The organism is Methanoregula sp., from assembly GCF_052325125.1.
In the GTDB taxonomy this organism is placed as follows: Archaea; Halobacteriota; Methanomicrobia; order Methanomicrobiales; family Methanospirillaceae; genus Methanoregula.
The window spans coordinates 25,609-51,786 of record NZ_JBKQWO010000011.1 but is presented as its reverse complement, the minus strand read 5'-3'; the positions used below and the strand labels follow the sequence as shown (position 1 = coordinate 51,786).

The window sequence follows — 26,178 nt, the reverse complement described above, 5'->3', positions numbered from 1 at the left end:
GGGGCATGGCGGGGCATGAAGTTTTTCGCAACAATTTTGAGAATGGTTTACCGTTGATGACTGGTACGCGACCTGTTTCAAAGTATTCTTAGTCGCTTGCCCGCCGCGGGGGCGTCCCTTCGGGGGCGGCGGGAGCCATCGCTCTGGTAAAAGAGCCCTGCACCACTTCGGATCAATCAGCAGTACAGTATGAGCAGAAGGCTCCGCTCACAAAAACAATTGTATGAGAAAACGTGGGGTTGGTGAGATTTGAACTCACGATCGACGGGTCTCTCCGACATGCGCATCAGTGCTCCAACGGGTCATCATCGAATCAACTCAGGAGACCCATTGTTCATCATCTGCGGGCACATTTTTCAAACGCAAAGACCGCTGGAGCCCGTCGCCATTCCGGGCTTGGCCACAACCCCGCCCTTCAGACAGCGCTTATGGCACAGCTGACTGTACAAGATCGTGCTGACGAAATTTAATTGTTTTCCTTGTAACGGCACGGGTTTCTCTGAGATTATCCGCTGGTTCAGGCCGGTTGGCCGGACCAGTGCCGGGACAGAATGCCCGGGCATATTCCGGCCATCAGCCATATATCCTCTTATTACCCCATATTTTACGATGGACAAGGGCAGTTATACGTGCGGGACGTCGGAATTCCCCCTGCTGGGGATGACGATGGGTGAGATGATCGACCATATCGCGGCGGAATACCCGGAGACAGAGGCTATCGTCTCTGCCCACCAGAACATCCGCTGGACCTACCGGGAGTTCCTCGAAGAGATCAACCGGGTCGCCCGGGCGCTCATGGGCCTTGGCGTGGAAAAAGGCGACCGGGTCGGCATCTGGGCAATGAACCACGCGGAATGGGTCGTGGTTCAGTTTGCCACCGCGAAGATCGGCGCGATCATGGTCAACATCAACCCCGCCTACCGCACGTACGAGCTCGAATATGTCCTCAAGCAGGCCGAGATCCAGACCCTCATCCTGCAGGGCAGGTTCAAGACATCGGATTACGTCGGCATGTTCTACGAGGCCTGTCCCGAGGCCTACGAGCAGAAGGCCGGCCATATCTCCTCGGAGAAGTTCCCGTATTTAAAGAACGTGATCTTCATAGGCGATATCCCGTACAACGGCATGTTCACCTGGGACGATTTCCTCAAAAAAGCAGATGACATCACCATGGACGAGCTTGCGGAAAGGAACGAAGCCCTCTCCTTCGACGACCCCATCAACATCCAGTACACGAGCGGCACGACAGGGTTCCCCAAAGGTGTCGTCCTCACCCACCACAGCGTGCTCAACAACGGCTATATTATCGGCGAAGGTATGGGTTTTACCAAAAAGGACCGTCTCTGCATCCCCGTCCCGTTCTACCACTGCTTCGGCATGGTCCTCTCCAACATGGCCTGTGCCACCCACGGGTCGACCATGGTCCTGCCCAGCCCCACGTTCGATGCCGAGGAAGTTTTAAAAACCATCGAGAAGGAATGCTGCACTGCCGTCCATGGCGTCCCCACGATGTTCATCGCGGAACTCACCCACCCCAACTTCCCAAAGTACAACCTCGGGTCCCTCCGGACCGGCATCATGGCCGGATCCCCCTGCCCGATCGAGGTGATGAAACAGGTCAATACGCAGATGCACATGAGCGAGATCGTGATCGTGTACGGCCAGACCGAGACCTCTCCCGGCGTCACGATGACCACGACAAAAGACCCGGTCGAACGCCGCGTCACCACCGTCGGGCGGGCATTCCCCCATACCGAACTCAAGATCGTCGACCCCAAGACCGGAAAGATTGTCCCGGCGGGGGAGATCGGGGAGATCTGCGCCCGGGGCTACTGCGTGATGAAATGCTATTACAACAACCCTTCGGCCACCCATGCGACGCTCGACAAGGATCGCTGGAATCATACCGGCGACCTCGCCACGATGGACGAGGAGGGCTACTTCAAAATCGTCGGAAGGCTAAAGGACATGGTGATCCGGGGCGGCGAGAACATCTATCCGAGGGAGATCGAGGAGTTCCTCCACCACGACGAGAAGATTTCCGACGTGTACGTGGTCGGCGTGCCGGATATCAAGTACGGCGAAGAGCTCTGCGCATGGGTAAAGATGAAACCGGGCCAGACCATGACCGAGCAGGAGGTAAAAGATTTCTGCAAGGGGAAGATCGCCCACTTCAAGATCCCGCGGTATGTCATGTTCGTGGACGATTTTCCCATAAATATCTCCGGCAAGATCCAGAAGTACCTGATGCGGGAGGAATCAATAAAGAAACTCGGGCTTGAAGCGGCAGAAAATATTAAGACGGCGTAAAGAGGACGAACCGTTTCTGCTTTTTTTTACAATAAATAGAAACGGATGAAGTGACCACTCCCCCCATCACATTCATAATATGATAGCTCCCGCCGCCCCCGAAGGGATGCCCCCGCGGCGGGCAAGTGACTAAAAATACTATAAGGCAACGGTGCGTCCTGCCCTCCGACAGGAACCGTTCCCAAAATTATTGCGAACACTCCCTTGCCCCGCCGTGCCCCGCGAGGGGCCCTGAGGCGGGGAGCACTCGCAATCAGGACAGATGGTAACTCTGGTTTTCAAATTTAATGGACGCCCTGTAGCATCGGGATTGCATCAAAAACGGAGGCGCCTACTCCCCCGCCCCCACCGGCCTCTCCTTTTTCCCCCGGGCGAGGGAGAAATAGATCCCGGCAAGACACATGACGGTAAAGAGGATAAACGCCCAGTGGAGGCTCTGCGTGAACTGCGGGTAGTTCGCGGGCGTAATCTCCACCTGCCCGATCACGATGGCAAAGATCATCATCGCAATCCCCATCGAGAGCATCTGGCCTAACAACCGCATCGTGGAGTTTATCCCGGAAGCGACGCCGTAATACCGCTTGTCCACAGCGCTCATGATCGCGTTGATGTTCGGGGAAGAGAAAATACCAAAGCCAATCCCGAGAATGATGAGCACTACGATGATGTACCAGAGCGGCGTGGTTTCATTAAGGAAGACAAACAGGAAGAGCCCGAGGGCGGTAAGCCCCATGCCGATGGAGGAGAGGACTTGGGAGTCGTGCCTGTCGGAGAGCTTACCTGCAAACGGGGAGACGATCATCTGGAAAAACGGCGCTGCAATGAGGATTATCCCTGCATATTCCGCCGAGAACCCCTTGGTGTACTGGAGGTCGAGACTGAGCAGGAATGAGACTGCGTAGGTGGCCGAGTAGTTGATCAGTGCAGCAATGTTCGAGAACGCAAAGATCCGGCTTTTGAAAAAAAGTTGCATGTTTAAGACCGGGAAACGCTGCCGCTGTTCGAACCACACAAACGCTGCGATCAGCACGATGCCGGTGACTACAAGCACGCCCCCGGTGATATCGGGAAGGACGGAGAAGCCAAGCATGAGCGCGATCAACCCGGCACTGTAGATGAGCGATCCGGTAAGATCAAACTTTTCGCCGACGCATTCCGCCCATTCGCCCCGGAGTTTCCAGACGATCAGGATTGCAGCAGCAATCGCGATAGGCACGTTGATGTAGAAGATGCTCCTCCAGCCAAAGACGTCGGTCAGGACACCGCCGAAAAAAGGTCCGAGGGAGAGGCCAAGATACACGGACGTGATGTAGATCCCGAGGGCCTTTCCACGCTCCCCGGGAGGGAAGACCGCAGTCAGGATGGCGATCGCGGTGCCGAAGATCATGGCGGCGCCGATCCCCTGGATGACCCGGACGGCAATCATCTGCTGTTCGGTAGCCACGAGTGTCATGATAAACGAGGCTGCGCCAAAGACGCAGATCCCCCACATATAGATCTTCTTCCTCCCGTAGATGTCGGCAAGTTTCCCGAAGGGGACAAGGAAAAGTGCGGAGGCAAGGAGGTATGCGGTCGCCACCCAGGAGAGCGAGATTGCATCCATGTGGAATGCAGTGCCGATTGTGGGGAGGGCGATGTTGACCGCCGAGCCATCAAAGGGGGTAAGGAAGCCCGAGAGGATGGCGATCAAAAGGACTATACGTTTTTCCGTAGGGGAGACCGCAAAGGCCGGCGTCCGGCAGATCGCCGGGTCCTGGCAGGCGGCATCACGGGAGGCGGGAACATCTGTTGGCATCGCATTCATTCCGGTGAACGTCCGAAGGGGGATACGCGTTCTTGGGTATTTTATGAAACTATGGATCCGGTAGGATGAGGTCGCCTTTTAAGGGTTACCGCACAGAGGGACGTTTTACCGCACCACCGCCGGAAGCAATCCGTTATAACACCACACCGAACCATGCCATATACGACACGATTACCATAACGACAACGAGCCCGATCAGGATCTTGTACCCGCACTTTTCACAGATTCCAAAATACGAGGGGTGACATTCATGGCAGTACTCGGATTTGCAGACCCTGCAGGTTTTGTGGTGAGCATGGTCCGGGTGGTTATCGCAAGACGTCATACTTCATTTGTTCGGTGTGAAATGGTAAAGATGTGTCGGATTTTTGGTATTTTTCCCCCTTCGTGCAAAAACAGGTGACGTTCAGACCAGGTCACCGGTGAAACGAAAAACCCGTTTCTGTGCTTCATATGTCGCGGCCCCGTCCCGTTAGACCCTCGCAGCACCGGGAGGGAGCGGCGCGGAACGGAACATTTGCCCGGCATGTACCATGCTCCGGGAAGAAAAGACAACGGGTGTCTTCCGATACGGTCGATGGCGGCATTCACGGGGAAGGGTGTTCACGCCGGGGTCTGCGCCCGTTTCACAAGGCTGGCCGCGGACTGTGCCGCGTTTTTTATGATGTCGGATTCGCCCGGGATCTCGCGGTCGAGCATCAGCACCCGGCCGTTGCAGATCGTCGTCTCCACGGCAGCCCCGCTGCAGGCATAGACGAGGTTGGAAGCAGCGTTATGGAGCGGCGTGTTGCAGGGAATGCGACTAGAGACGAGGATGATATCGGCAGGCGCCCCTGCGGCAAGAGTGCCGGGACCAAGGCCCAGCGCCTTTGCCCCGTTTGTTGTCACCATTGCAAGCGCAGCCGGTGCCGGGAGGATGGTCGGGTCGTTCCAGAAGAATTTCTGGAGCAGGGCTGCGCACTTTACCTCGCTGAAGAGATCGAGGCTGTTGTTCGATGCACAGCCGTCAGTCCCGAGACAAACATTAGCGCCGGCGCGGACGAGCTCGCGGTACGGCAGCGCCCGGTGGGTGGCCAGTTTCATGTTGCTTGACGGGTTATGGGAAACGCTTACGCCGCGCTCTGCAAGCAGCGTGCACTCTGCATCGTCCAGCCAGCAGCCATGCGCCGCGACGGTTGCGGGGGTGAGGATGCCGCACTCGTCCAGCAGGGCGGCCGGCCGTTTCCCGTGCAGGGACAGACAGTCGCTGACCTCTTTTTCCGTCTCGGAAAGGTGGATGTGGATGCCGGTCTGCTGCTCTTTTGCAAACGCCGCACACCACTTCAGCCCCTCGGGTGAGACGGTGTAGGGTGCGTGCGGGCCGGCCGCGGCGCGGATCCGCGGGTTGTTCATCGCTTTGATATGGGCGACCAGCGCTTCTGTTGCCCGGCACTCGTGCTCCCGTTTCGCCGCATCCCCCAGATCGATGAAACCATAGGAGAGCATGGCACGGATGCCGGCCTCGTCGACCGCCCGTGCCGCGTCCTCCATAAAGAAGTACATATCGTTGAAGGCAGTCGTCCCGGTCCGGATCATCTCGAGGCAGGCCAGTTTCGTGCCCCAGTACACATCTGCGCCGGTCAGGTGGGCTTCGAGCGGCCAGATCTTCTGGGAGAGCCAATCCTGCAGGATCATATCGTCCGCGTACCCCCGCAGGAGCGTCATCGCCGCGTGCGTGTGCGTGTTTGCGAGGCCCGGCAGCGCGAGAGCGCCGTCAGCGTCGATAATAAATTCCGCTTCGCCCCGGTGCCGTTTCCGGACGTCATGCCCGATGTCGGTGATGGTCTCAGCCGCGTCGATGAAAATATCAGCAGGCCGGCCATCGGCAACCACGTTGGTGATAAGCACGGATTTCTTCTTTTCAAAGATATCGGATGTATCAGTCGTTGTCATTCCCGTATTCCCTCCTGTTATCCCATCTGCCGGATAATCGATCCGACGATCTCTTCGGTCCGGTGCCGGTACGTTTTCGACGTGGAAAGGATGTGGTCGTACGTGAGCACATCTGCCCCGAGGCCGTTTGCGTAATTGTCGATCGTGCAGAGCGCGGCAAAGTCGATACCGAGTTCGCAGGCGAGCGTCGCTTCCGAGGCGACGGTCATCCCCACCACATCGGCGACCTTCGCAAGGGCCGCCACCTCGGCGACCGTCTCGATCCTCGGCCCCCTCGTCTGGACATAAACGCCCCCGAGCCGGGCTCCGGGGACCGCTGACGAAAGTTTCTCGGCAAGCGCCCGCGAGAGTTCCGGCCGGACATGCTCGATTTTGTGGTCATGGATAGACGGGATGTCGGTCATGCTGATATAATCGGTCGGGATGAGGATGGTGCCGGGCGCGATCTCCTTTTTGAGCGACCCCGAGGAGCCGAAGGCGACGATCCGGTCCACGCCGGCAATCGCCATGGCCGCGAGGCTGGCCCGGTAATTGATCCGGTGCGGCGGCCGGCCGTGCTGGTGGCGCATCAGCATCACGATGTCGCCGCAGAGGAGCTCGGCGCTGCCGAAGGGAGTGGCGACCTCCTCTTTTTTCAGGTCCGGAAGCGTCGAGAAGAGCAGGCTCGTCCCGCCGATGATTCCAAGCATCAGGTTCTCCCCCCTGCACCCGTGCAGGAATTCCTTCTGAAAAATGGACGCTGCTCCATGGATCTCCGAAACAAAGGTTGTGTGCACCGGCACTAATACCTAGCGCACATGAGGCGTACGGGAACGTGTTTTTTCATAAAACAAGTTTTGTAGAAAGCCCTGTTTTTGAAGAAGAAGACAAAAACAGGGTACCGGAAGGTACAGTGCCTATCCCCCCTCTTGTGCCACCAGTCCCCCAAAGGGGGACGGGGCACAATTGCGATCGCCCCAAACCAGCACTGCCATATTTCCATTTTCCCGTTAATTTACTCCGATAATACAGCATCATCGTTACATGGGGGATGCCACAAGCGTACGGGGGCGAAGGCAAAATTTGCCGGAGCCCTCGAAGAGCGTTAAAAAATGCTACCCAAGCATTTCTACAAGGCCATCAACCAACCATTAAACGTAAAAATGTCCCGGCACCAATAACATCCTATGGGCATGTTCGATACCGTCAGCGACGAGACGATTAAAAAGGGGGGCTGCACGGACATCTATTTTGTCCGCACCGAGGAAGTCCTGCAAAAAGAGCAGATCAACCCGCTCGTATCCATGGAAGTGACCGCGGCGGCAGTCCCGAATACATGGGGAATTTTCTGCGGCCTGTCCGATGTGCTCGCGCTCCTTTCCGGCGTACCGGTTACCGTCGACGCGATGCCGGAAGGGACACTCTTTTTCCCGGGCGAACCGGTCCTCCGCATCACCGGGCGGTACCGGGACTTCTGCCGGTACGAAACCGCAATCCTCGGGTTCCTCTGCCATGCCTCCGGGATCGCATCGGCAACCGCCCATATTATGTGCGAGGCAAAAAGCAGGCCGGTCTATTCCTTTGGCTCCCGCCGGCAGCACCCGGCTATTGCCATGATGATCGAGCGGGCCGCGTGGATCGGGGGCGCAGACGGCGTCTCCAACACCTGCGCACCCGAAGGGATGCCGGTAGTCGGCACCATGCCGCACGCGATGGTGATGTGCTTTAAAAAACCGGAAGATGCATGGCGGGCCTTTGACCGCGATGCCCCGGCAGATGTCCCCCGCATCATGCTCTGCGACACATACTGCGACGAGAAGACAGAGTCGCTTCTGGCGGCCGGGTGCGGTGCGACTGCGGTCCGGCTCGACACGCCCCGGTCCCGCCGGGGGGACATGCGCTCGATCATCGACGAGGTCCGCTGGGAGCTGGACTCGCACGGGTACCCGCAGGTAAAAATCTTCCTTTCGGGAGGGGTGACACGGGACGATGTCATAGCGTACCGGGACTGTGTCGACGCGTTCGGGATCGGCGGCGCAATCGCAAACGCCCCCGTGATCGACTTTGCCATGGACATCGTGGAGATCGAAGGAAAGCCCAGGGCGAAACGAGGGAAGCGGAGCGGGATAAAACAGGTTTACGAACTCGTGTGCGAAAAACACCGGACTCTTCCCGTGGGCCAGGCCCCTCCCGCAAATGCTGTTCCGCTCCTGAAACCCTGCATCGTGGACGGCCGCACGGTGCAGCAGCCGGACATGCAGGCAGCGCGAAAACGGGTGCTCGCCTGGATCCGCCACTCCACGGAGACAGGTGGGGAGAAAAAGGAGACGGCAAGAAAGAACGGGAAAAACGGATCGCAGAAGAAGCCTCCCGCTGCACCGAAGGCCTGACCCGGCTGCCACTCCGGGTATTTTTATATTCCCGGATCCTCCGCTCATATCCGAAGGCATCCACCCGGGAGCACCCAATTCTTTTAACCTATGCCGTGCAACAATGTTAGAGCGGGCCGGTAGATCAGTGGTAGATCGCTTCCTTGGCATGGAAGAGGCCGCGGGTTCAATTCCCGCCCGGTCCATGGTTTTTGCTCCTGTTCTTGCACTTGTCTTTATCCTCCCGGATGGACGCTCTTGTCCGGAGACCGCGGGTGATCATCATCCCGCTTGCCGCGATCTGCGCTTTTGCCGGCTACTTTCTCTTTGCGACCGTATACCCCGTTCTCTTGTGAGCACTATAATTCGCTATATTTTTCAGGTTACCGGGCCGATTAACAGTAGGTTTGTGTATGGGACTCCGGGAATTGCTGATACCACAGGACAAGATATTCTTCGAAATGTTCGAACGCCAGGCCGCAACCGTGCGGGAAGCGGCATACCAGCTGGTGGCGTTGAGCGAGGACTTCACCAATGTCAGGGAAAAACGGCATGCGATCGAGCTGCTCGAACACCAGGGCGACCAGATCACGCACGGGATTTACGAGCAGCTCAACCGCACCTTTATCACCCCCCTCGACCCGGAGGAGATCTCGCGGCTCGCATCCGCTCTCGACGATGTACTGGATAATATCGACGGATCAGCGGAGAAGATGTTCTATTACGGCATCGAGAATACCGATTCCCACATGATAGAACTCTCAAAGCTGATCCACCTCTCCGCCGTCGAGATCGAAGGGGCGGTCAAGGGCATCCGTTCGATCAAGGACCCGCGGTACATCGAAGAGCGCTGCATCGAGGTGAACCGGCTGGAGAACCTCGCCGATGACGTACTCGCCCACGCGGTTATGGATCTCTTCAGGACCAGTGACGCGATCTCGATCATCAAGCTCAAGGATATTTACGAAAACCTTGAAACGGCGACCGATTACTGCGAGGACGTGGCAAACGTACTCTCCGATATCGCCATCCGGCACTCGTGAGGCGATGCGGTTGAACCGGAAGTACAGGAGAGGGTTTTCATGATCGCGGCCCCGCTGATCCTTATCGTTGCGATCATTGTCATAGCGCTCGTCTTCGATTTCACCAACGGGTTCCATGATTCGGCAAACTCGATCTCGACCGTGGTATCCACAAAAGTGCTCTCCCCGAGGAACGCCGTGCTGTTCGCGGCTTTTTTTAATTTTCTTGCAGCATTCGGGTTCGGGGTGGCGGTCGCAGACACCATCAGCAACATCGTGGAACTCAATGTCGTTACCGCCGCGATTATTCCCTATATCGTCCTTGGCGCGCTGACCGGCGCCATCAGCTGGAACCTGATCACCTGGTTCTTCGGTCTTCCTACCTCATCGTCCCACGCACTTATAGGAGGTCTCACCGGCGCCGGCATCTCCGCGGCGGGACTCGTTGCAATCAAATGGCCGACGGTCGGACTGGTCACGCTTTTCATGGTGATCTCGCCGCTGATCGGGCTTGTCTGCGGATTTCTTTTTATGGCGGCCATTCTCTGGCTCACCCGCAGGTCCAATAAACCCAAGGCAGAAGTGCATTTCAGGCGGCTCCAGCTCTGTTCGGCGGCAGCCTACAGTTTCAGCCACGGGACAAACGATGCCCAGAAGACGATGGGGATCATCGTCCCGCTCCTCTTTTCTCTCGGGTACTATAGTGCAGATGTCAATTCCAGCCACCTGCCGGTCCCCTTCTGGGTGATCATCATCTGTTATACGACGATTGCCCTCGGGACGCTTGCCGGCGGGTGGCGGATCGTCAGGACCATGGGGTACAAGATAACAAAGCTCCGCCCGGTGAACGGCTTTGCCGCGGAAACGGCCGGGGCTGCAACGATCCTTGGTGCATCGGCTGCCGGTATCCCGGTGAGCACGACCCATGTGATCTGCTCGTCCATCATGGGTGTCGGTACGACCATGGGTTCCAGCACGGTCAAGTGGGGCGTGGCACGCAGCATCATGATCGCCTGGATCCTCACGATACCGGTCAGTGCCCTGATCGGGTACGCGTCATTCCAGGTCATCCGGATATTCATCGGGTACTAAAACGAGAAAAGGCAGAGCGGAAAATGTGAAAAAAATTATTTTTTTTGCTCTGTAGAAAACCTAAATGGGATTGGTAAGAACGCACTTGGGGGCTCCGGCGGGCCTCCGCCCCCGCCGCTCGGGCACCCCCCCTTGCGATAGTGCTGGATTACCTGTACTCATGCATGCCCCCGATACAGGTAATACAGAAGCATCACATGTGCACCCCGTCCCCCTCGGGGGACGCATTGGTGCAGGAGGGGGGCAACAAGGACGCCCGAAAACGCTTTTCTACAGACTAAAAATATACATTTCTCACCACATTGGGGGCCGATTATTGATAATCACTTTTTTTGCCCTGGAAAAAACCTTGTTTTTCAACAAAAAGCCGGCGTACACGGTGACGGAGGGGACAGTGCCTGTCCCCCCGAACCTTCCCTGCGCCATGCAATGATGTCGTATTACCTTTTCGGGATTTATCGCTCTCTCAAAGGGGGTCAGGTGTGCGGGGGATGAAAAGCGCCAACCTGCAAAACTATGGAAAAGCGTTAAGATGAAAATTACGAGGATTTTTTCAGACCCCGTTTTTTATGTTTTTTGTTTTTCCGGGAGTGTCCGGTAATACCGGCAGAGCGTTTTTATCACGCAGGCCGGGCACTGCGGCTTTTTTGCCGTACAGCAGACCCTGCCGTGGGCGATGAACACATCCGTGAGATCGCCCCACTCCTTTTTGGGAAACAGGGCCATGAGATCCCGTTCGATCACCGTGACATCCTCCGTGTCCGAAAACCCGATCCTCTGCGCGAGCCTGCGGACATGGGTATCCACCGCGATCCCGTGGTTCTTTGCAAAGCCATGGTACAGCACGATATTTGCGGTCTTCCTGCCGACGCCGGGGATGGAGAGCAGTTCCTCCATGGTAGCCGGCACTTCCCCGCCAAAATCAGACAGCAGGATTTTTGAAGCCGCAATGATGTGCCGTGCCTTCGCATGGTAGAAGCCGAGGCTGTGGATGATGGGTTCGACGTCGCCGGTTTCGGCATGGGCGAGGGCCGCCGGGGTCGGGTAGGCAGAAAAGAGCGGCTCTTTTACCATGAGCACGGCCCGGTCGGTCGTCTGTGCCGAGAGGATCGTTAAGATGAGCACTTCAAAAGGCGTCCCCCGGGCAACCGTAACCGGCGATTCACGGGCATGCGGATACTGTACGAGGAGTGCAGAATAGATCCGCCGGGCGTCCTGTTTTTTCATAACCACATGGGGTAGGGCGGATTCGAACCGCCGTCAAAGCGTCCCAAACGCTCTAGGATGGACCAGGCTACCCTACTACCCCGCGTCTTACAGTATTGTCCGTGGCCGTTAAAAATACCTGCCGTTTATTGGGTTCCAATAAACAAATTGCACGAACCGTCTGGGTTCTCACCCGACCACAAAAAGAACGAAAAAATGAGGGTGATTTCGCCCCAGGGTCTCTCCAAGGCACGGCGGGCAGGAAAGTTTCTGAAGTGTTGTAAAGTCACTGATCCGCCGCGGGGGCGTCCCGTCGGGGGCGGCGGCGGTCATCGTTCAAGGGAAGGGTGTAGTAATCTCCTCACCACACTGAGACAATGGGATTTTCAAAAGAAATGCTCTGAAGAAGACTTGTTTTTAAATTTGTGCAGCCCCCCTCTTGCACCAATGCATCCCCCGGGGGGGACGGGGTGCACATGCGATGCTTTGCGTATTACCTGTGTCGGGGTGCATGCCTGAGTTCAGGTAATACGGCACTATCGCAACCGGGGGTGCCCGAGCGGCGGGGGCGAAGGCAAAATTTGCCGGAGACCCGAAAGAGCGTTCATACAATCTGCTCATGGATTTACTATAGAGCAAAAAAAATCACAGCGGGAGGATCTTTTTCTTTGTGCTGCTTACGATGGAACCGTCACATTTCCCGAGGAGGAGAGCATCGGAGAGGTTCTCCGGACGGGTACCGTCGAGCACAACGAGGGGGATGTGGCTGCGTTCCACCACCCGGGCGGCGATGATGTCGAGCACGTTATGCGATCCGGCCCCGAGCCCGCCCCTGCCCACGATCCCGATAAGCTGTGCCGGCGTGAGCGTCCGGTAGTGTTTCGCGCCGGTGAATTTGTTGGGATCCTTGTCATAGATGCCGTTGACCGAGGTCACGTTGACAAAAACATCCGCATGCACCCGTTCTGCAAGGACCGCGGCAACCGCATCCGTTGTCTGGCCCGGGGTAATCCCGCCCATGACCACGATCTTTTTTGATTCGGCAAATTTCTTGGCTTCCGAGTGGCTCTCGGCGACTTTGGGGTAGGCGGCATCGCCAAGCGCGGCGATCAAAAGCGTCGCGTTGAGCCGGGTCACGAGAATGCCGATCTCATCCGCGGTGCCCTCATCGATGCCAAGACGCCGGGCGACCGCGATGTAGTCCCGCGCCCCGCCCCCGCCACCGACAACGACGAAAAGCCGGTGCCGTGCGGCAATCTTTTCAAGGACCGGGAGATAGGCCTCTATCCGGTTGTTTTCCAGTTCCGGGATCAGGATCGACCCGCCCAGCGAGATAACGACCGTCTTCATTGCACTAGTTTTTGTACAGGATGCTCATATAGAGTTGTTCTAAGGGAGTTTCAATCATGTTGTGCTGTCCGGTCTGTAAGAGCCGTGAGATCTTCCCGGTTGCCGGGGGGTTCATGGGCCAGGTGTATGTCTGCAAAAACTGCAAATACCGGGGATCGTTTGTCCTTGAAGTGGACGACGACGAAAAGACCGAACCGGAAAACCCGTGACGGGCAGCACTGCCTTTGGGACCCGGCCATCCCTTACCGGAAGAATGCGCCCCGGCTCGCCGGGAGCGGGAACGCGCCGGAGCAACCGTCAGCCGGACATGCCCCCGCCGGTCGTATCCTGTCCCAAAAACCGGAAAGCCCCGGGAGGAACCGTCATCTCGAACCGGGCCCCGTTACCCGGTTCTCCCGTTTCGCGGATCGTTATCCCCGTTATCCCGAGGATCTCCCGCACAAGAAAGAGGCCGAGCCCGGTATTTTTCCCGAACCCACGCTCAAAGATCCGGTCCTTCTCGTTGTCCGGAACCCCCGGGCCGTCATCTTCCGCGTACAGGGTAAGCACCCCGTCATTCAGGGTAAACCGGACAGTAAATGCCTGCATCCCCTGTGCATACCTGAGGGCATTGTCGAGCAGGTTGTAGATTACCCGCTCGAAGAGATTGTCTGCGAGCACCTCAAGCCCGCCGGTGCCGTCAACGATCCGCACACCGGAGCAGTCGAGACAGCCCGCCGCCTCCTTCAGGATCTCCCCGACATTCTGCCATGACGGGGCGGCGACACCAAGGTCCTGGTATTTCTGGGTAAAATCGACAAGGGTCAGGATCCCTTCTGCCGAATCGCCAACTCTTGCGAGTTCTTCCTGCTGCTTGTCCCCACACCCGTGTTCGGAGGCGAGATGGAGGTAGATGAAGAGGGCGGTCAGCTTGTTCTTTATATCGTGCCGGACGATTCCCGAGAGCAGGTTGAGTTTCCGGTTCGCCTTTTTAAAACCGGTCTCCGCGTTCTTCCGGTCGGTGATGTCTCGGAGTGTGATGATAGTGCCGCCATCGTGATCTCTCCCGGAAGGAATAGGGACCGTCTGGACGTCGTAGGTGCGGGGCGAACCGGAGAGCGGGAGGATGATCTCGCCCGCTTCCGGCCCGGACGCAGGCATGGCGGAATGCAGGAAAGGCTCAAGCCCCGGAGCAAAATCCGCCAGTGGCCTGCCCACCCCTTCGTCTTCCGTTACGCCGAGCAGGACTGATGCGGCAGGGTTGATGAGGGTCATGCGGCCATCTGAGTTTGTCGCAACGACGCTGTCCTTCATGGTCCTGACCAGGAGCGAGTGCGTCAGGGGCTGCAGGGAGAAGAGCTCAAAGTAGATCGTCGCACCCACGAGCGCGAAACCGGAAACCACAAAGGTGGCCGGGGTCCAGTCAAAACCTGCTTCCGGGCCGAGGTCGAAAAGAAAGATCAGGGTTGCCAGGAAGGGGACGACACCGGCGGCAAGGATCAGGGATATCTGGGTCCGGAAGATCGTCCCCACGGTCCGGTAGCGGAGGACAAAGAGGAGGAACGTCGTCAGGATCAGGACAAACGAGTAGGACGTGGTGATCCAGAAGAGCGGGCCGCGGCTGAACGACCACAGGATCGACCCCCTCGGTCCGTCAAGGGGGACAAAACCCGTGTAAAAGAGGTGATGAACACCGTTGGTGAAAAGAAGGATGACGGAAAGAACCGGGATCACGAAAAGCAATGCCAGAAAGAGGCGGGAAGGCCTGCTGTCGTGCTCCGTATACCAGAGTGCAAAGAGGAGGTAGGCGACCGGGATCGTGACGATCGCAGGAGACATAAGCCAGTCCATGACGATGGCGGTTGCGAGATCGGTGTGCGCCAGCGAGAACGCGGATGCGCCCGACCAGAGGGTTGCGGCAGCGAAGAAGACAAGGATCGGGAACATCCCTGGCATATGACGGCGTTTCCACGCAAAAAACGTAAATGCGCAGAGAAAAACCGTGACAATAACGAGGATAACAGCGAGCGGCGAGTACTGCCAGCTCATGGTGTCCTGCCTTCCCGCTTACGCATCATACTGCTATTCTTGCAGGGAGAGAGAAAAGGTTTTCTTCCATAGGCGGCCTTTGGCTGTACGAACGCCGTCTGTTTCCCCACGGGTTAAAGTCCGGCGGGCCGGGACAGGGACTACGGTTCCCTCCGGGACTCTGCGGAATGAACCAGAACAGGGCAGCTGGCAGCACCCATATCTTCATGTTCAGGAACGGCGATCCTCCATTTGGAGATACCCATGCACGAAGCCCTCCAGTACACAAAAAAAGAGAATAAGACGGTGCAGTGCTCGCTGTGCAGCCACCGCTGCACGATTGCCGATGGGAAACACGGGATCTGCGGGGTGAGAGAGAACAAGGGAGGGTCGCTGTATGCGACCACGTACGGCCTTGTAAGTGCCGAAGCGGTCGATCCTATCGAGAAAAAGCCGCTCTTCCACTACCTGCCCGGCACCCTGTCATATTCACTGGGCGGCATCGGGTGCAACTTCCGGTGCGAGCACTGCCAGAACTGGCAGATCTCGCAGGCGGACCGTGCCAGCGCCCGCCTCGTTTCCATCTCCCCGGAAGAAGGGGTGGCCCGGGCCCTTGCAAGCGGGAGCGCGAGTATTTCCTGGACGTACAACGAACCGACCATCTGGCACGAGTATACGCTCGACATGGGCACGCTTGCCCGGGCAAAAGGGCTCGGGACATGCTACGTAACAAACGGCTACATCACGGAGGAGGCCCTGCGGGAACTCTCCCCCATGCTCGCCGCATTCCGGGTGGATCTCAAGGCATTCACCGATGATTTCTACCGCAAGATCTGCGGGGCGCACCTCCAGCCGGTGCTGGATGCAACGGCACTTGCCCGCGAGCTGGGCATGCATATCGAGACCGTGACACTGGTCATTCCCGGCGCGAACGACGGCATGGAGGAGCAGGAAGCCCTCATCCGCTGGGTGATCGAACACCTGGGCCCCGAAACCCCCATGCACTTCTCCGCGTTTCACCCGGATTACCGGATGACGGACCGGGGAGCGACCCCGGTCGCCCTGCTCGAAAAGATCTGTACCCGGGCAAAAGAACTCGGGCTACGGTTCCCGTATCTCGGAAATGTCCCCCACAGCCGGTACGAGAACACGTACTGCCCTGCCTGCGGTGCGATGCTCATAGAAAGGCGGGGATTTTCCAGCCGTATCACGGGACTTGACGACCGGCAGTGCGCCAGCTGTGGCGAGACCATCGAGATCGTGCGCCATGCCACCTGATGATGGTGCTCCGGGAACCAGTTCCTGCGAGAACCGGTTTGTCGCGGACCGGATGCTGGGTACGCTCACCCGGTACCTCCGCTTCATGGGCTACGATACCACCAGCGCGAACGGCTTATTGAATGGGAATGCAGACGAGGACTCCCTTCTTCTTGCCCTCGCACACGACGAGCACCGGATCCTATTGACCCGGGACCATGAACTTGCCCGGAGAGGACGCGATCTCGCAGTGCTGGTTAAGGAAGGAGACGTACTTGAGCAGGTGCAGCAGCTTGTCGATCTGGGGCCGGTCGAACGACGGCTCCCCCTGAGCCGGTGTTCCCTCTGCAACACGGTGCTGCGGGAGGCAGAAGAAGACGAGATCCGGTCGGCCGCGTATGCGCCCCGTGACCGGGGCGGATATACGTTTTTCTGGTGCGAACGGTGCAGGAAACTGTACTGGAACGGCTCGCATGGTAAGAACCTGTTGCAAAGAATCGATGCCGGGCTCAGATTCTGATGGGGTTTGGTCCCTGCCCCTTTTTTGATCTGGAAACGGGCATATTTTTTTTGGATTTTTTTGCATTACCTCCTGCCGTGCCCGGTTGCAGATCCTGACAGCCGGGCTTTTCAGGCGCCGGCGCTCTCTTGCCGGCATCCCCCCGGCGCAGAAAACGGTATTTTTTTTTACAGGATCTGGTGCCGGAGATACTGCCTGCTGGCCGTAAACACAGCGGATTGCGGTGCCAGTACACCGATCCCCTGCCGGGATGAGAGGAAAGTCCGGATATAGTGAACTGCCCGGTTAAAGGTACACCGGTTTTTGCAGATAATTTGCCAACACTCATGGAGTGAATATAATAGTTCCGGTATGAAGGGTGATACACGTGACCTCTCCGGAAAGGATTGTTGATCCGGGATACGGGACCCGGTCATGTTACGGGAGCACCTCCCGGAAATTGTTCGCCGGGTCCGCATCACCGGGGCAATAGTCCCTCATGAGCGGGGTCAGGAAATTGCATAAAAACGGAGAACCTATGAAAATAAAACAGGGGATTTTTGGTCTCATTCTGATACTTCTGATGGTATCAGCGGTCTATGCTGATGATTCATCCAGTAGTACTACCAGTTCTACGAGCAGTTCCAGCAGTTCATCGAGCACGAGTAGTACCAGTGTCGATGCTGCAGCACTGGTCTATGTCTCAAACGTGACCCTGGACCCGTCGTCATTCTTCCCCGGCGACCAGGGAACCGTCACCGTGACGCTCACGAACGGCGGAACATCGGCTATCGGGCTTTCCCACCCCGACCTTATGAGTTCAAAACTCAATGTCCAGGCAAATGAGTGGGAAGGCATGAGTTTTGTCGGCGCCGGATCGACAATAACGTACTCGATCAGGTTCACGGTAAAACCACCGGACGGGACCTATTACGCCTTGTTTTCCGTCGGGACGCAAAGCGGCAATGCCATAAATTACCCGATAAAGATCGATGTAAGCTCAAACAATCTCACCGCTGCTGTCACATCGAAACCTACCTCGTTTGCACCAGAAGCCGAGCAGAATGTGACGCTCACCCTTATGAACACCCGCGACGGGGAAATAAAAAATGTCGTGATAACTCCTGAGGGAACCGGTATTGATTCGGACCCATCCATGGAACTTATTTCCACTCTGAGTCCCTGCACTTCCACAGATACTACCTTCGGCATCACCCCCCACGAGGCATCGGACCTCGTCTTCAATATCAGTTACCAGAATGGTGACAACACCCATTACAGTCAGGTAGAATTACCGATCAACATCGGGCAGGACAAAACAGCCGCGGTGCCGGTGGTCAACAACGTGGAACTCACGTCGTCGGGCACGACAAAAGAGATCACCGGTGATGTCACCAATGCCGGCATCACGGATGCCTACGGGGTGACCGTAACGGTCGGGTCTCCGGCCGTCGCAACCGGAACCTACCCCGTGTATGCAATCGGCAGTATCGCTTCCGATGATTCCGGGAGTTTCGATGTCACCTTTACCGCAAACGATCTCTCTGCCGTCCCGCTGGTCGTCAGCTGGAAGGATTCCTCGGGAAACGATTATAACATTACGAAAACCCTCGATCTCAGCTCGGACGCAGGGACTGCCGGTACCGCCAGCAGCAGCACAACCGGGACCCAGACCTCATCCGGCTCGGCCAGCTCCATGACGGGCGGACCCAGCGGCGATATGAGCGGCGGACCCGGTGGGATGGGCGGCCCGGGCGGTAGCAGTAGCAGCAGCGTCACGTCGCTTTTCTCGGGAAGCAAAGGCGGCGGGATCAGTTCGTTCTACCCGGTCATAGGCGCGGGCATCGCCCTCATTGTCGGCATTGTCCTGTGGACAAAGCGGAAATGGATCCTCGCAAAACTGAACAAGAAGCAGTGAGGGATCGGACATGACCGATACCCCCATCATCCAGCTTGTGGACGTGACAAAGACGTATCACCTGGAGAGCGGAAACTTTACCGCTCTCGATCACGTCTCTCTTGAAATTGGGGAAAACGATTTTATCGCAATCATGGGACCGTCAGGTTCCGGTAAATCGACCATAATGAACCAGCTGGGAATCCTCGATGTCCCCACATCGGGAAAATTGTACATCTCGGGAAGGGACGTGGCTGAAATGTCAAATCTCGAGCGGACGCACATGCGCAGGGATACGATCGGGTATATCTTCCAGAAATTCTACCTGATCCCTCTTCTTACGGCATACGAGAACGTGGAGTACCCGCTCATACTGAAATACAAAAAAAGGGATACGACCGGCAAGGCCGCCGCCCTGCTCGAAGCGGTGGGTATTGACCGGGACATGAGCGCCCACCGCCCCACCCAGCTCTCGGGAGGCCAGCAGCAGCGGGTGGCCATTGCCCGGGCGCTCGTAAACGACCCGAAGATCCTTCTCTGCGACGAGCCGACCGGGAATCTCGACAGCAAAACCGGGTACCAGATCATGGATATCCTCTGCGGCCTGCACAGGGACGGAAAGACAGTTATCCTCGTGACCCACGACCCGAAGATCGCGGAATATGCCCACCGCACCATCAGGCTGGTGGACGGGAGGATTGCAGAATCATGATCAAAGGGGACATCTTCTTTAACCTCGCTGTCCGGAGCGTCCGGCTGAACTTCCTGCGGTCGATGCTTGCCGCGATCGGCATTGTGATCGGTGTGGTTGCGATCTCATCGATGGGAATGCTCGGCACTAACATGCAGCTGGAAGTCAAAGAGCAGCTTTCGGCAACGGCAAACACCATTGTCATATCCTCGGATACTGTCAGGATGGGGCCGCCGGGTTTCACCCCGTCGTCATCCTCATCTTCCGGGGTGACCAAGACCGAGCTGACGAAGATCACCTCGGCGGTGGGATCGAACGGCACGGTGATCCCCATTTATTCCACAAGCGGCGAGTTTACGATCAATTCCGTAGCCGGCAGGGGAATGATCTACGGTATCGACCCCTGCGACATCGGGAAGTTCCTCACCTTGAATCAGACCTATGGTAACGGTACAACGGAGATCGGGACAGGCGAAGTTCTGGTCGGGTCAACACTCGCAGAAGAGTTCAACCTCAAAGTGGGGACCCGCATCAGGATCGGATCGTTCTCATCCTCGTCCCGGCCCGAGCTGCGCATTGCCGGGGTCCTCAATCCACGGGGGACCGTTGCCGATGGCGTTTCGACGGATAACGGGATCGTGGTGAACAGCAAGTGGTATACCGACCAGTACGGCGGGAAGAACGAGTGGACCCAGGTAAACGTGATCGTTAAGGATGTGGACAACATCAGTGACATTGAAAGTGCCATAGACGACAAGGTCAACACCAATGCAAAATCCCCGGCGGTGCGGATCACGGATGCGTCATCGCAGCTCGCAACAGAGACGGCAACATTGAGCACAGAGACTGAGTTCCTTGAGGCAATCGGTGGAATAGCGCTCCTCGTTGCAGCCGTGAGCATCTTTAACGTGATGATGATGTCGGTTTCAGAACGGATCCAGGAGATAGGCATCCTGCTCTCCATAGGTACTGAAAAAGGCGAGGTGCGCCGGATGTTCGTGTATGAAGCATTCATTCTCGGACTCCTCGGTGCCGGGATCGGGGGGGCAAGCAGCCTGATCATCGGGTACTCCGTGGTGGACGCGATGATCGGCACGACGGCGTACTTCTTCCAGCCGGCCAGTATCCTGTATGTGCCGGCAGCCATGCTGATCGGTGTGGTGGTCTGTGTCATATCCGGGGTGTACCCGGCATGGATGGCCTCGAACATGGACCCGATCGATGCACTCAGGAGCGAGTGACCCTGTGGCAGGGACGGTAAGATACTGCCGGGAGCGGGAACTGTCATGTCCGTACTGCTGAAATATTATGTCCGGCGTGTCATCTCAAAAGTAATCATGCCAAAACTGACGCAGATAAACCGGGCAAAAAGAAGAAAAGAGCACAGATCCCACTAAATTTTTTTGTGGATGCGGGTACCTCCATCACCGTGCCTTTTTGAGACAACCATTCATCAACCGGATATCCTGCACCCTGAAGTTTAATCAATCCCTGGAAAGAATAAATAATTTCACTTTGTCAATGAGAGGATTATAAGACCCTGTGCATCCATCGGCATGCATGGTGAGTATCGGAAAGGGTAGTCACCGGCGGGAGGTGAACCATAAAAGGGGTTAAGCAACCCTGTGAATGAATACGGCACGAAAGTTACCCCGGAGCGAGGAAAACCGTGTTTGTTAAAGGAACCTGAAAAACCGGTATATCCGTCAACCCCTTGCATCCGGCACTGCAGGTGATCCACGGATAAAAATGGGCCAAAAGAGTCCGTGATGAAACACAATTGATGAGCATACGATCAGGAAAGGCAGGAAAACCCGATACCGCAAACGTGGTGTCAACCGCGAAGCAGCGATGATATATTAGCACCCGGTGGGATCTCACCCGAGGATCTCCCCGGGATTCCGGCAGAGAAAAGAACCGGTCACCGGTTTTATACCCAGCGGGGGCAAAACCTGCAGTGTCCACCGGGTTTGCCGGACATGACCGGGATCATCGATCCCTTTTCTACCCTCTTTTTACTATGGTTGCCTGGTGGACGAAAACAAGGAAAGAACGTGTATCACGGGCATAAGCGGATACCCTCTACCGCCCGGTTCAATAATAACTCTTTTGGGGGAATATTTCACCGGTCTCATGTTCTCATAATAAATAACGAAGTGGGGGATCGGGTATCATAAAGGCGTCATTATGCATACCCCACTTCATGCGGCAGATCCGCAAGCCTTCATGTTCAGAAGGAATGTCATGAAAAATATCCCACTGCTGGTGGGTTTTTCCCTTCTCCTTGCCAGTATGTTGTTCATCCTGCCGGCAGCCGCGGTGTCAACACCGGTGGCAGCTTTTGCATCGAATGCAACCTCCGGTACAGCGCCATTCAACGTGCTCTTCATCGATGAATCCACAAATTCCCCGACATCATGGATGTGGTCATTTGGCGACGGAAGTACTTCAACCACAGAGAGCCCTTCACATACGTATTCAGGTGCGGGCACCTATACGGTGACTCTTACTGCCACCAATTCAGCAGGCAGTAACACGGATACCCAGAGCGGGTACATCACGGTCAGCAAATCAGGTTCCGCCCCCGTCGCGGCTTTTGTCGCGAATGTGACGTCCGGCACCGTTCCGCTCTCGGTCCAGTTCGTGGACTCGTCCACGAACTCCCCGACGTCGTGGGTCTGGTCGTTCGGCGACGGGGGTTCATCGACATCCCAGAACCCCTCCCACACCTATACAAGTGCCGGGACCTACACCGTAACGCTCACCGCGACCAATGCGGCAGGCAGCGACACGATCTCGGAGTCCGACTCGATTACGGTCGCGAGGGTCGCCACGGTACCGGTCGCATCGTTCGTAGCAGCGGAAATCTCCGGAACAGCACCGCTCCCGGTCCAGTTCGTGGATTCGTCCACGAACTCCCCGACGTCGTGGGTCTGGTCGTTCGGCGACGGGGGTTCATCGACATCCCAGAACCCCTCCCACACCTATACAAGTGCCGGGACCTATACGGTAACGCTCACCGCAACCAATGCGGCAGGCAGCAACACGGTGACCGAGACCGGGTATATCAGCGTTGATCTCTCAATCCCCGTTGCATCTTTTACGGCAAATGTCACCGAGGGCCCTGAGCCGCTTACCGTCAATTTCACGGACACTTCAACCAATTCGCCAACCTCATGGATATGGGAATTTGGCGATGGCTACACCTCGTCAGACCAGAACGTGACCCATTCCTACACGAGCACCGGCACCTATACTGTCGAACTGACTGCGTATAATTCAGCGGGGAGCAACGTGACTGCTGCATCGGACTACATAACCGTGGTAAAAGATGCGAACACCCCGGATGCATCTTTTACTGCAGATGTAACCGGGGGAACTGTTCCTCTTACCGTCCAGTTCACCGATACCTCGGATAATTCCCCGACCGCGTGGTTATGGTCCTTCGGGGACGGGGATTCATCGACCCTGCAGAACCCGTCCCATACGTATTCTGCAAGCGGCACCTATACGGTCAAGCTGACGGCAGCAAATACCGGGGGGAGCAACACGGCAACACGGAGCGGGTACATCACGGTCACGGAAGCGACGACCACCCCGCTCCAGGCGGTAAACACGGCGGCAACCACTCCCGTCTCGACCGAAGTCGCGGTGACCCTGACCTCCGTTCCTTCCGCCGAAAACACGACGGCATCTGCCTCAGGGGGATCATCGGGCATCCTTCCGGTTGCCGGAGTACTGGTACTGGTTGTGATTGGTTTGGCAGCATGGTTCTTTCTGAAAAGACCCCCGCGTGGCCCTCATCACGCCGGCGGGAGGGAACTGTGAGGCGGGAAAGCAACGGTGCCGCACGCCTCAGCCATCCCTCCTCACGATTCCTGTGCCCGATTCGCTTCGACAGGACAGGTGTCCGGCCTGCCGGGATAGTAAAGGAATACGGTATTTTAAACGATACATCCGGCTTATATGCAGTACCCGTGGCCTGCCATGGGCATTTAAAACAAAGGTGGCGTCACACTGTAGAGACCTGTAAGCATATTGTTCACCTGCCGGTTCAATTAATCATTGGTTGAATTCAGGGTATCACTCCCCCCATGCTGCGAATATAATAGAGCAGACGATCATGAGAAGAGAGAATGATCCCCCTGCCAGGGAGATCATGAGATATAAAGGCTGATAGTAAGAAATCCTGTATGATCATAGTGCATTGCATCCTTGCGTTACCTCCCCTGCAAAAGGACAGGGAAAAGATAATGTAAGAACGCTTCATACGGGATTTCGTTTGCGTGACCTGATGCCAGGGTGCAGGGCCCGCAAAAGAAAAGATACATCCGGCACAAGGAGAGGTATCCGGATGTTTCAGGAGATTTATTCCATGAAAAAAAGCAGTATACTCATGTTGATTGCATCAGCAATCCTCATCGCAGGAATCATGATTGCCGGTTGTACGCAAAGTTCCACAAGTACTTCTGTGCCGTCCAGCAGCAACGCGGTTTCGTCGTCCACCCCGTCCACAACAGGGACCCAGCAGGCAGGCGGGAACAGTGCAGCGCCGTCCGGCACCGCACCTTCGGGTACACCGGGTGGAGAGATGAATGGTACGGCACCCTCAGGCACCCCACCGGGAGGAATGATGAATGGCACAGCGCCATCCGGTGCTGCACCCTCGGGAACAATGCCATCAGGCACTCCTCCGGCAACGCAGTAAAGAAGACAGGATACGAAGAGGTGGCAGGCGGCAGGGATCAACCGTTTCTCTTTTTTCGCCTGCCGTCACTCTGCAAAAACGAGACCGTCAAGATCTTTTAACAGTTCCGCGACCGAGGCGTACCGGTCCTGCGGGCGTTTCCGAAGGCATTTTGCGATGATTGCATTGATGGCATCTGCGTTCCTGCCACCGGATAACGCCGGTGCCGGTTCGTCGTGCAGGATCGCATGCGTGATCTCCCCCATGCCGTCGCCTGCAAAGGGTACATGCCCGGACAGCATCTCGTAGAAGAGAACGCCCATCTGGTAGATGTCAGTCCATGGCCCGGGCTCCCCGTAGAGGTTGGGGGCCAGTTGTTCCGGAGCTGCGTATTCCAGGGAAAAACCGATGAGGCCCGACTGTTTTGTTCCCTCTGCCTTGGAGAGTCCCCAGTCAGTAATTTTTGGCGTCCCGTCGGGTGCAATCAGGATATTGCCGGGCTTTATGTCCCTGTGGACAATCCCCTGATCGTGGGCGTACCGTAGTCCCTCAGCAACCCCGGTAATGATTGCTGCAGCCTTCTTTTCATCGATGGGAAAATGCATTTCCGCAAGGGATGACGCGACATATTCCATCTCGATATAGGGCCGGGGGAATATATTTGCTGCATAGAGTTCGACAATATTTTTGTGATGGAGCCCCTCCCACACATTGAGTTCTTTGGTGAACTGGGATCCGGTCACCTCGTCGAACCGGATCGGGACTTTCACCGCGACACAGCGGTCGTTCTTCTCGTCGTGTGCCCGGAATACCCGGGAAACCCCGCCCTCCGCGATATATTCCGCACCCGGGTATTTTTTCTCAAGTGCTGCGGGCAGGCGGACGGCATACTCATGCCCGGGCACCTCGGAGGGAGCGGTCCCGGCCGGATTTTTCACCACAGTCACGTTCCGTGACTCCCAGGAAGGGGTATGATCGTGCGGGAGATGCTCCTGTCCTCTCCTGCGGGACCGTTCAAACCAGATCCCGCCTACCGCAGAGATCACAAGTGCGACCGGGACCAGCCACCAGAACTGGATGATGAAGCCGGTCACCGGGTTGGGTGGCTGCCCCTGGGGATTTTGTCCCAACTGGAGGGGACCGGTATACGGTGAAAGGGAAGACCCGGACGTGATGGCGACCTGCACATTATCCGGCTGGAGCGAGGAGGGTAATCCCGCAGGTGGTTCAAGACCGCCCAGCGGGGAGGTATTGACTGCCAGCGCAGAGTTCGTGAGCGTAAATGCTGACGGGGGGCTGGCGAGCGGCGCCGGGTCTGTTATCCCGGCTGCGCCGTGACTATTCTGCCCGGCTGACACGAGAGTGAAGGGCTCATCCCCGATCCCGTCACCGTTGCTGTCGGTCGCACCTGCCCCTGTCCAGAAGTTCCCCAGAGGGCCGGAAAAATCCTTACCCCGGTACTGGTAATTTTGCCGGGCCGAGAACCAGCTCGTGTCAGCAGACTGGCTGATGGCATCAAGCGTATTATTGAAGGTATTGAGGAAAAACGTATTGGAACGGGACATGCGATCCACATCGATACCGACGCTGTTGCCGGTGATGGTATTTTCAGAGAATATATTACTGGATGCGGATTTCAGGGCGAGCCCGATGTCATGTCCCGACACCGTGGCAGAACTGATCCGGTTGTTATTCGAGAGTACCAAAAGGCCATATGAGGCATTCCCGGTGATGGTCACGCCGTTTATGGTGATACCGTCAGCGGAAAGCGTGATCCCTGCACCGGCCCCGCTGGATACAATATAGGGAGGATCGTTTGAATCAAGTGCACCAAACACAAGGGACCGGTCGATGACGATGTTTTCATCATAGGTTCCCCCGGCAAGGAAGATGCTGTCACCGTTACTCGCGTTATTGATCACATCCTGTATTGTGGCGGTACCTTTCCCGTCGTACGTGATGACTTTTGCCGAGACCGGTGAAACGGCAAGGACAACCGCAAGAAAGATGCAGAGAAAAACGGCGATCTGTCCTGCCTTCTGCATCTTACTCCTCCACTCCTTTTTTGGCGCGGGT

At 56.8% G+C, this 26,178-nt stretch carries 20 protein-coding genes and 3 tRNA genes; 12 read left to right on the top strand and 11 right to left on the bottom strand.

From position 1 onward, the window contains the following. Positions 1-234 precede the first annotated feature (234 nt). Positions 235-410: transfer RNA gene (locus ACLQMU_RS02680), tRNA-Trp, on the bottom strand. 199 nt (positions 411-609) lie between these two features. Between ACLQMU_RS02680 and ACLQMU_RS02675 the strand changes: the two genes are divergently transcribed. Then, positions 610-2,310: an AMP-binding protein gene (locus ACLQMU_RS02675; RefSeq protein ID WP_422149407.1), complete on the top strand. Its 1,701-nt coding sequence runs from the start codon at positions 610-612 to the stop codon at positions 2,308-2,310. A gap of 331 nt (positions 2,311-2,641) precedes the next feature. Here the strand turns inward: ACLQMU_RS02675 and ACLQMU_RS02670 are convergent, their stop codons facing one another. The 4 genes from ACLQMU_RS02670 to ACLQMU_RS02655 form a co-directional block, all read right to left on the bottom strand. After that, positions 2,642-4,105: an MFS transporter gene (locus ACLQMU_RS02670; RefSeq protein WP_422149406.1), complete on the bottom strand. Its 1,464-nt coding sequence runs from the start codon at positions 4,103-4,105 to the stop codon at positions 2,642-2,644. A gap of 142 nt (positions 4,106-4,247) precedes the next feature. Beyond that, positions 4,248-4,439 carry a hypothetical protein gene (locus tag ACLQMU_RS02665; protein WP_422149405.1) on the bottom strand — a complete coding sequence of 64 codons (192 nt, stop codon included), beginning with the start codon at positions 4,437-4,439 and terminating at the stop codon, positions 4,248-4,250. 278 nt (positions 4,440-4,717) lie between these two features. After that, positions 4,718-6,046: an amidohydrolase family protein gene (locus tag ACLQMU_RS02660; RefSeq protein ID WP_422149404.1), complete on the bottom strand. Its 1,329-nt coding sequence runs from the start codon at positions 6,044-6,046 to the stop codon at positions 4,718-4,720. A 17-nt stretch (positions 6,047-6,063) separates the two neighbouring features. Then, the gene (locus ACLQMU_RS02655) at positions 6,064-6,735 is read right to left on the bottom strand and encodes an MTAP family purine nucleoside phosphorylase (RefSeq protein WP_422149403.1); all 672 of its coding nucleotides are present in this window, start codon (positions 6,733-6,735) and stop codon (positions 6,064-6,066) included. A 477-nt stretch (positions 6,736-7,212) separates the two neighbouring features. On the opposite strand from ACLQMU_RS02655, the gene ACLQMU_RS02650 reads away from it, so the two are divergent. The 4 genes from ACLQMU_RS02650 (at position 7,213) to ACLQMU_RS02635 (ending at position 10,508) form a co-directional block, all read left to right on the top strand. Further along, positions 7,213-8,415: a nicotinate phosphoribosyltransferase gene (locus tag ACLQMU_RS02650; RefSeq protein ID WP_422149402.1), complete on the top strand. Its 1,203-nt coding sequence runs from the start codon at positions 7,213-7,215 to the stop codon at positions 8,413-8,415. A 113-nt stretch (positions 8,416-8,528) separates the two neighbouring features. Next, positions 8,529-8,600 (top strand) — tRNA-Ala (locus ACLQMU_RS02645). A 207-nt stretch (positions 8,601-8,807) separates the two neighbouring features. After that, the gene (locus ACLQMU_RS02640; protein ID WP_422149411.1) at positions 8,808-9,437 is read left to right on the top strand and encodes a DUF47 domain-containing protein; all 630 of its coding nucleotides are present in this window, start codon (positions 8,808-8,810) and stop codon (positions 9,435-9,437) included. Between the two features lie 39 nt (positions 9,438-9,476). Further along, entirely contained in the window at positions 9,477-10,508 is a 1,032-nt protein-coding gene (locus ACLQMU_RS02635) for an inorganic phosphate transporter (protein WP_422149401.1), read from the top strand. A 567-nt stretch (positions 10,509-11,075) separates the two neighbouring features. Here the strand turns inward: ACLQMU_RS02635 and ACLQMU_RS02630 are convergent. The 3 genes from ACLQMU_RS02630 to pyrH form a co-directional block, all read right to left on the bottom strand. After that, positions 11,076-11,735: an endonuclease III domain-containing protein gene (locus ACLQMU_RS02630; protein WP_424039098.1), complete on the bottom strand. Its 660-nt coding sequence runs from the start codon at positions 11,733-11,735 to the stop codon at positions 11,076-11,078. Between the two features lie 7 nt (positions 11,736-11,742). Beyond that, positions 11,743-11,817, bottom strand: a tRNA-Pro gene (locus ACLQMU_RS02625). A gap of 542 nt (positions 11,818-12,359) precedes the next feature. Further along, positions 12,360-13,064 (bottom strand): UMP kinase, encoded by a 705-nt coding sequence (gene pyrH / locus ACLQMU_RS02620; RefSeq protein ID WP_424039096.1) that lies wholly within the window; start codon positions 13,062-13,064, stop codon positions 12,360-12,362. Positions 13,065-13,120: 56 nt separating this feature from the next. On the opposite strand from pyrH, the gene ACLQMU_RS02615 reads away from it, so the two are divergent. Beyond that, the gene (locus ACLQMU_RS02615; RefSeq protein ID WP_422150024.1) at positions 13,121-13,273 is read left to right on the top strand and encodes a hypothetical protein; all 153 of its coding nucleotides are present in this window, start codon (positions 13,121-13,123) and stop codon (positions 13,271-13,273) included. A gap of 88 nt (positions 13,274-13,361) precedes the next feature. Here the strand turns inward: ACLQMU_RS02615 and ACLQMU_RS02610 are convergent, their stop codons facing one another. Next, the gene (locus tag ACLQMU_RS02610; RefSeq protein WP_422150025.1) at positions 13,362-15,092 is read right to left on the bottom strand and encodes a histidine kinase N-terminal 7TM domain-containing protein; all 1,731 of its coding nucleotides are present in this window, start codon (positions 15,090-15,092) and stop codon (positions 13,362-13,364) included. 243 nt (positions 15,093-15,335) lie between these two features. On the opposite strand from ACLQMU_RS02610, the gene amrS reads away from it, so the two are divergent. The 6 genes from amrS (at position 15,336) to ACLQMU_RS02580 (ending at position 23,243) form a co-directional block, all read left to right on the top strand. Further along, the gene (amrS, locus tag ACLQMU_RS02605) at positions 15,336-16,349 is read left to right on the top strand and encodes an AmmeMemoRadiSam system radical SAM enzyme (protein ID WP_422150026.1); all 1,014 of its coding nucleotides are present in this window, start codon (positions 15,336-15,338) and stop codon (positions 16,347-16,349) included. Next, on the top strand, positions 16,339-16,848 hold the full coding sequence (locus tag ACLQMU_RS02600) for a Mut7-C RNAse domain-containing protein (protein ID WP_424039094.1): 510 nt from the start codon (positions 16,339-16,341) through the stop codon (positions 16,846-16,848). The genes amrS and ACLQMU_RS02600 overlap by 11 nt, the downstream gene beginning before the upstream one ends. A gap of 517 nt (positions 16,849-17,365) precedes the next feature. Next, entirely contained in the window at positions 17,366-18,745 is a 1,380-nt protein-coding gene (locus ACLQMU_RS02595; RefSeq protein ID WP_422149673.1) for a hypothetical protein, read from the top strand. Between the two features lie 10 nt (positions 18,746-18,755). Then, a complete protein-coding gene (locus tag ACLQMU_RS02590) occupies positions 18,756-19,436 on the top strand; it encodes an ABC transporter ATP-binding protein (protein ID WP_422149674.1) in 681 nt (226 codons plus the stop codon). Further along, positions 19,433-20,656 (top strand): ABC transporter permease, encoded by a 1,224-nt coding sequence (locus tag ACLQMU_RS02585; protein ID WP_424040106.1) that lies wholly within the window; start codon positions 19,433-19,435, stop codon positions 20,654-20,656. The genes ACLQMU_RS02590 and ACLQMU_RS02585 overlap by 4 nt, the downstream gene beginning before the upstream one ends. Positions 20,657-21,659: 1,003 nt before the next feature. Beyond that, on the top strand, positions 21,660-23,243 hold the full coding sequence (locus ACLQMU_RS02580) for a PKD domain-containing protein (RefSeq protein WP_443673523.1): 1,584 nt from the start codon (positions 21,660-21,662) through the stop codon (positions 23,241-23,243). Positions 23,244-23,783: 540 nt separating this feature from the next. Here ACLQMU_RS02580 and ACLQMU_RS02575 read toward each other — a convergent pair. Beyond that, positions 23,784-24,104, bottom strand: a complete 321-nt coding sequence (locus tag ACLQMU_RS02575) for a hypothetical protein (protein ID WP_424038963.1) — start codon at positions 24,102-24,104, stop codon at positions 23,784-23,786. 84 nt (positions 24,105-24,188) lie between these two features. Further along, a complete protein-coding gene (locus ACLQMU_RS02570) occupies positions 24,189-26,147 on the bottom strand; it encodes a protein kinase domain-containing protein (protein ID WP_424038964.1) in 1,959 nt (652 codons plus the stop codon). Between the last annotated feature and the right edge of the window lie 31 nt (positions 26,148-26,178).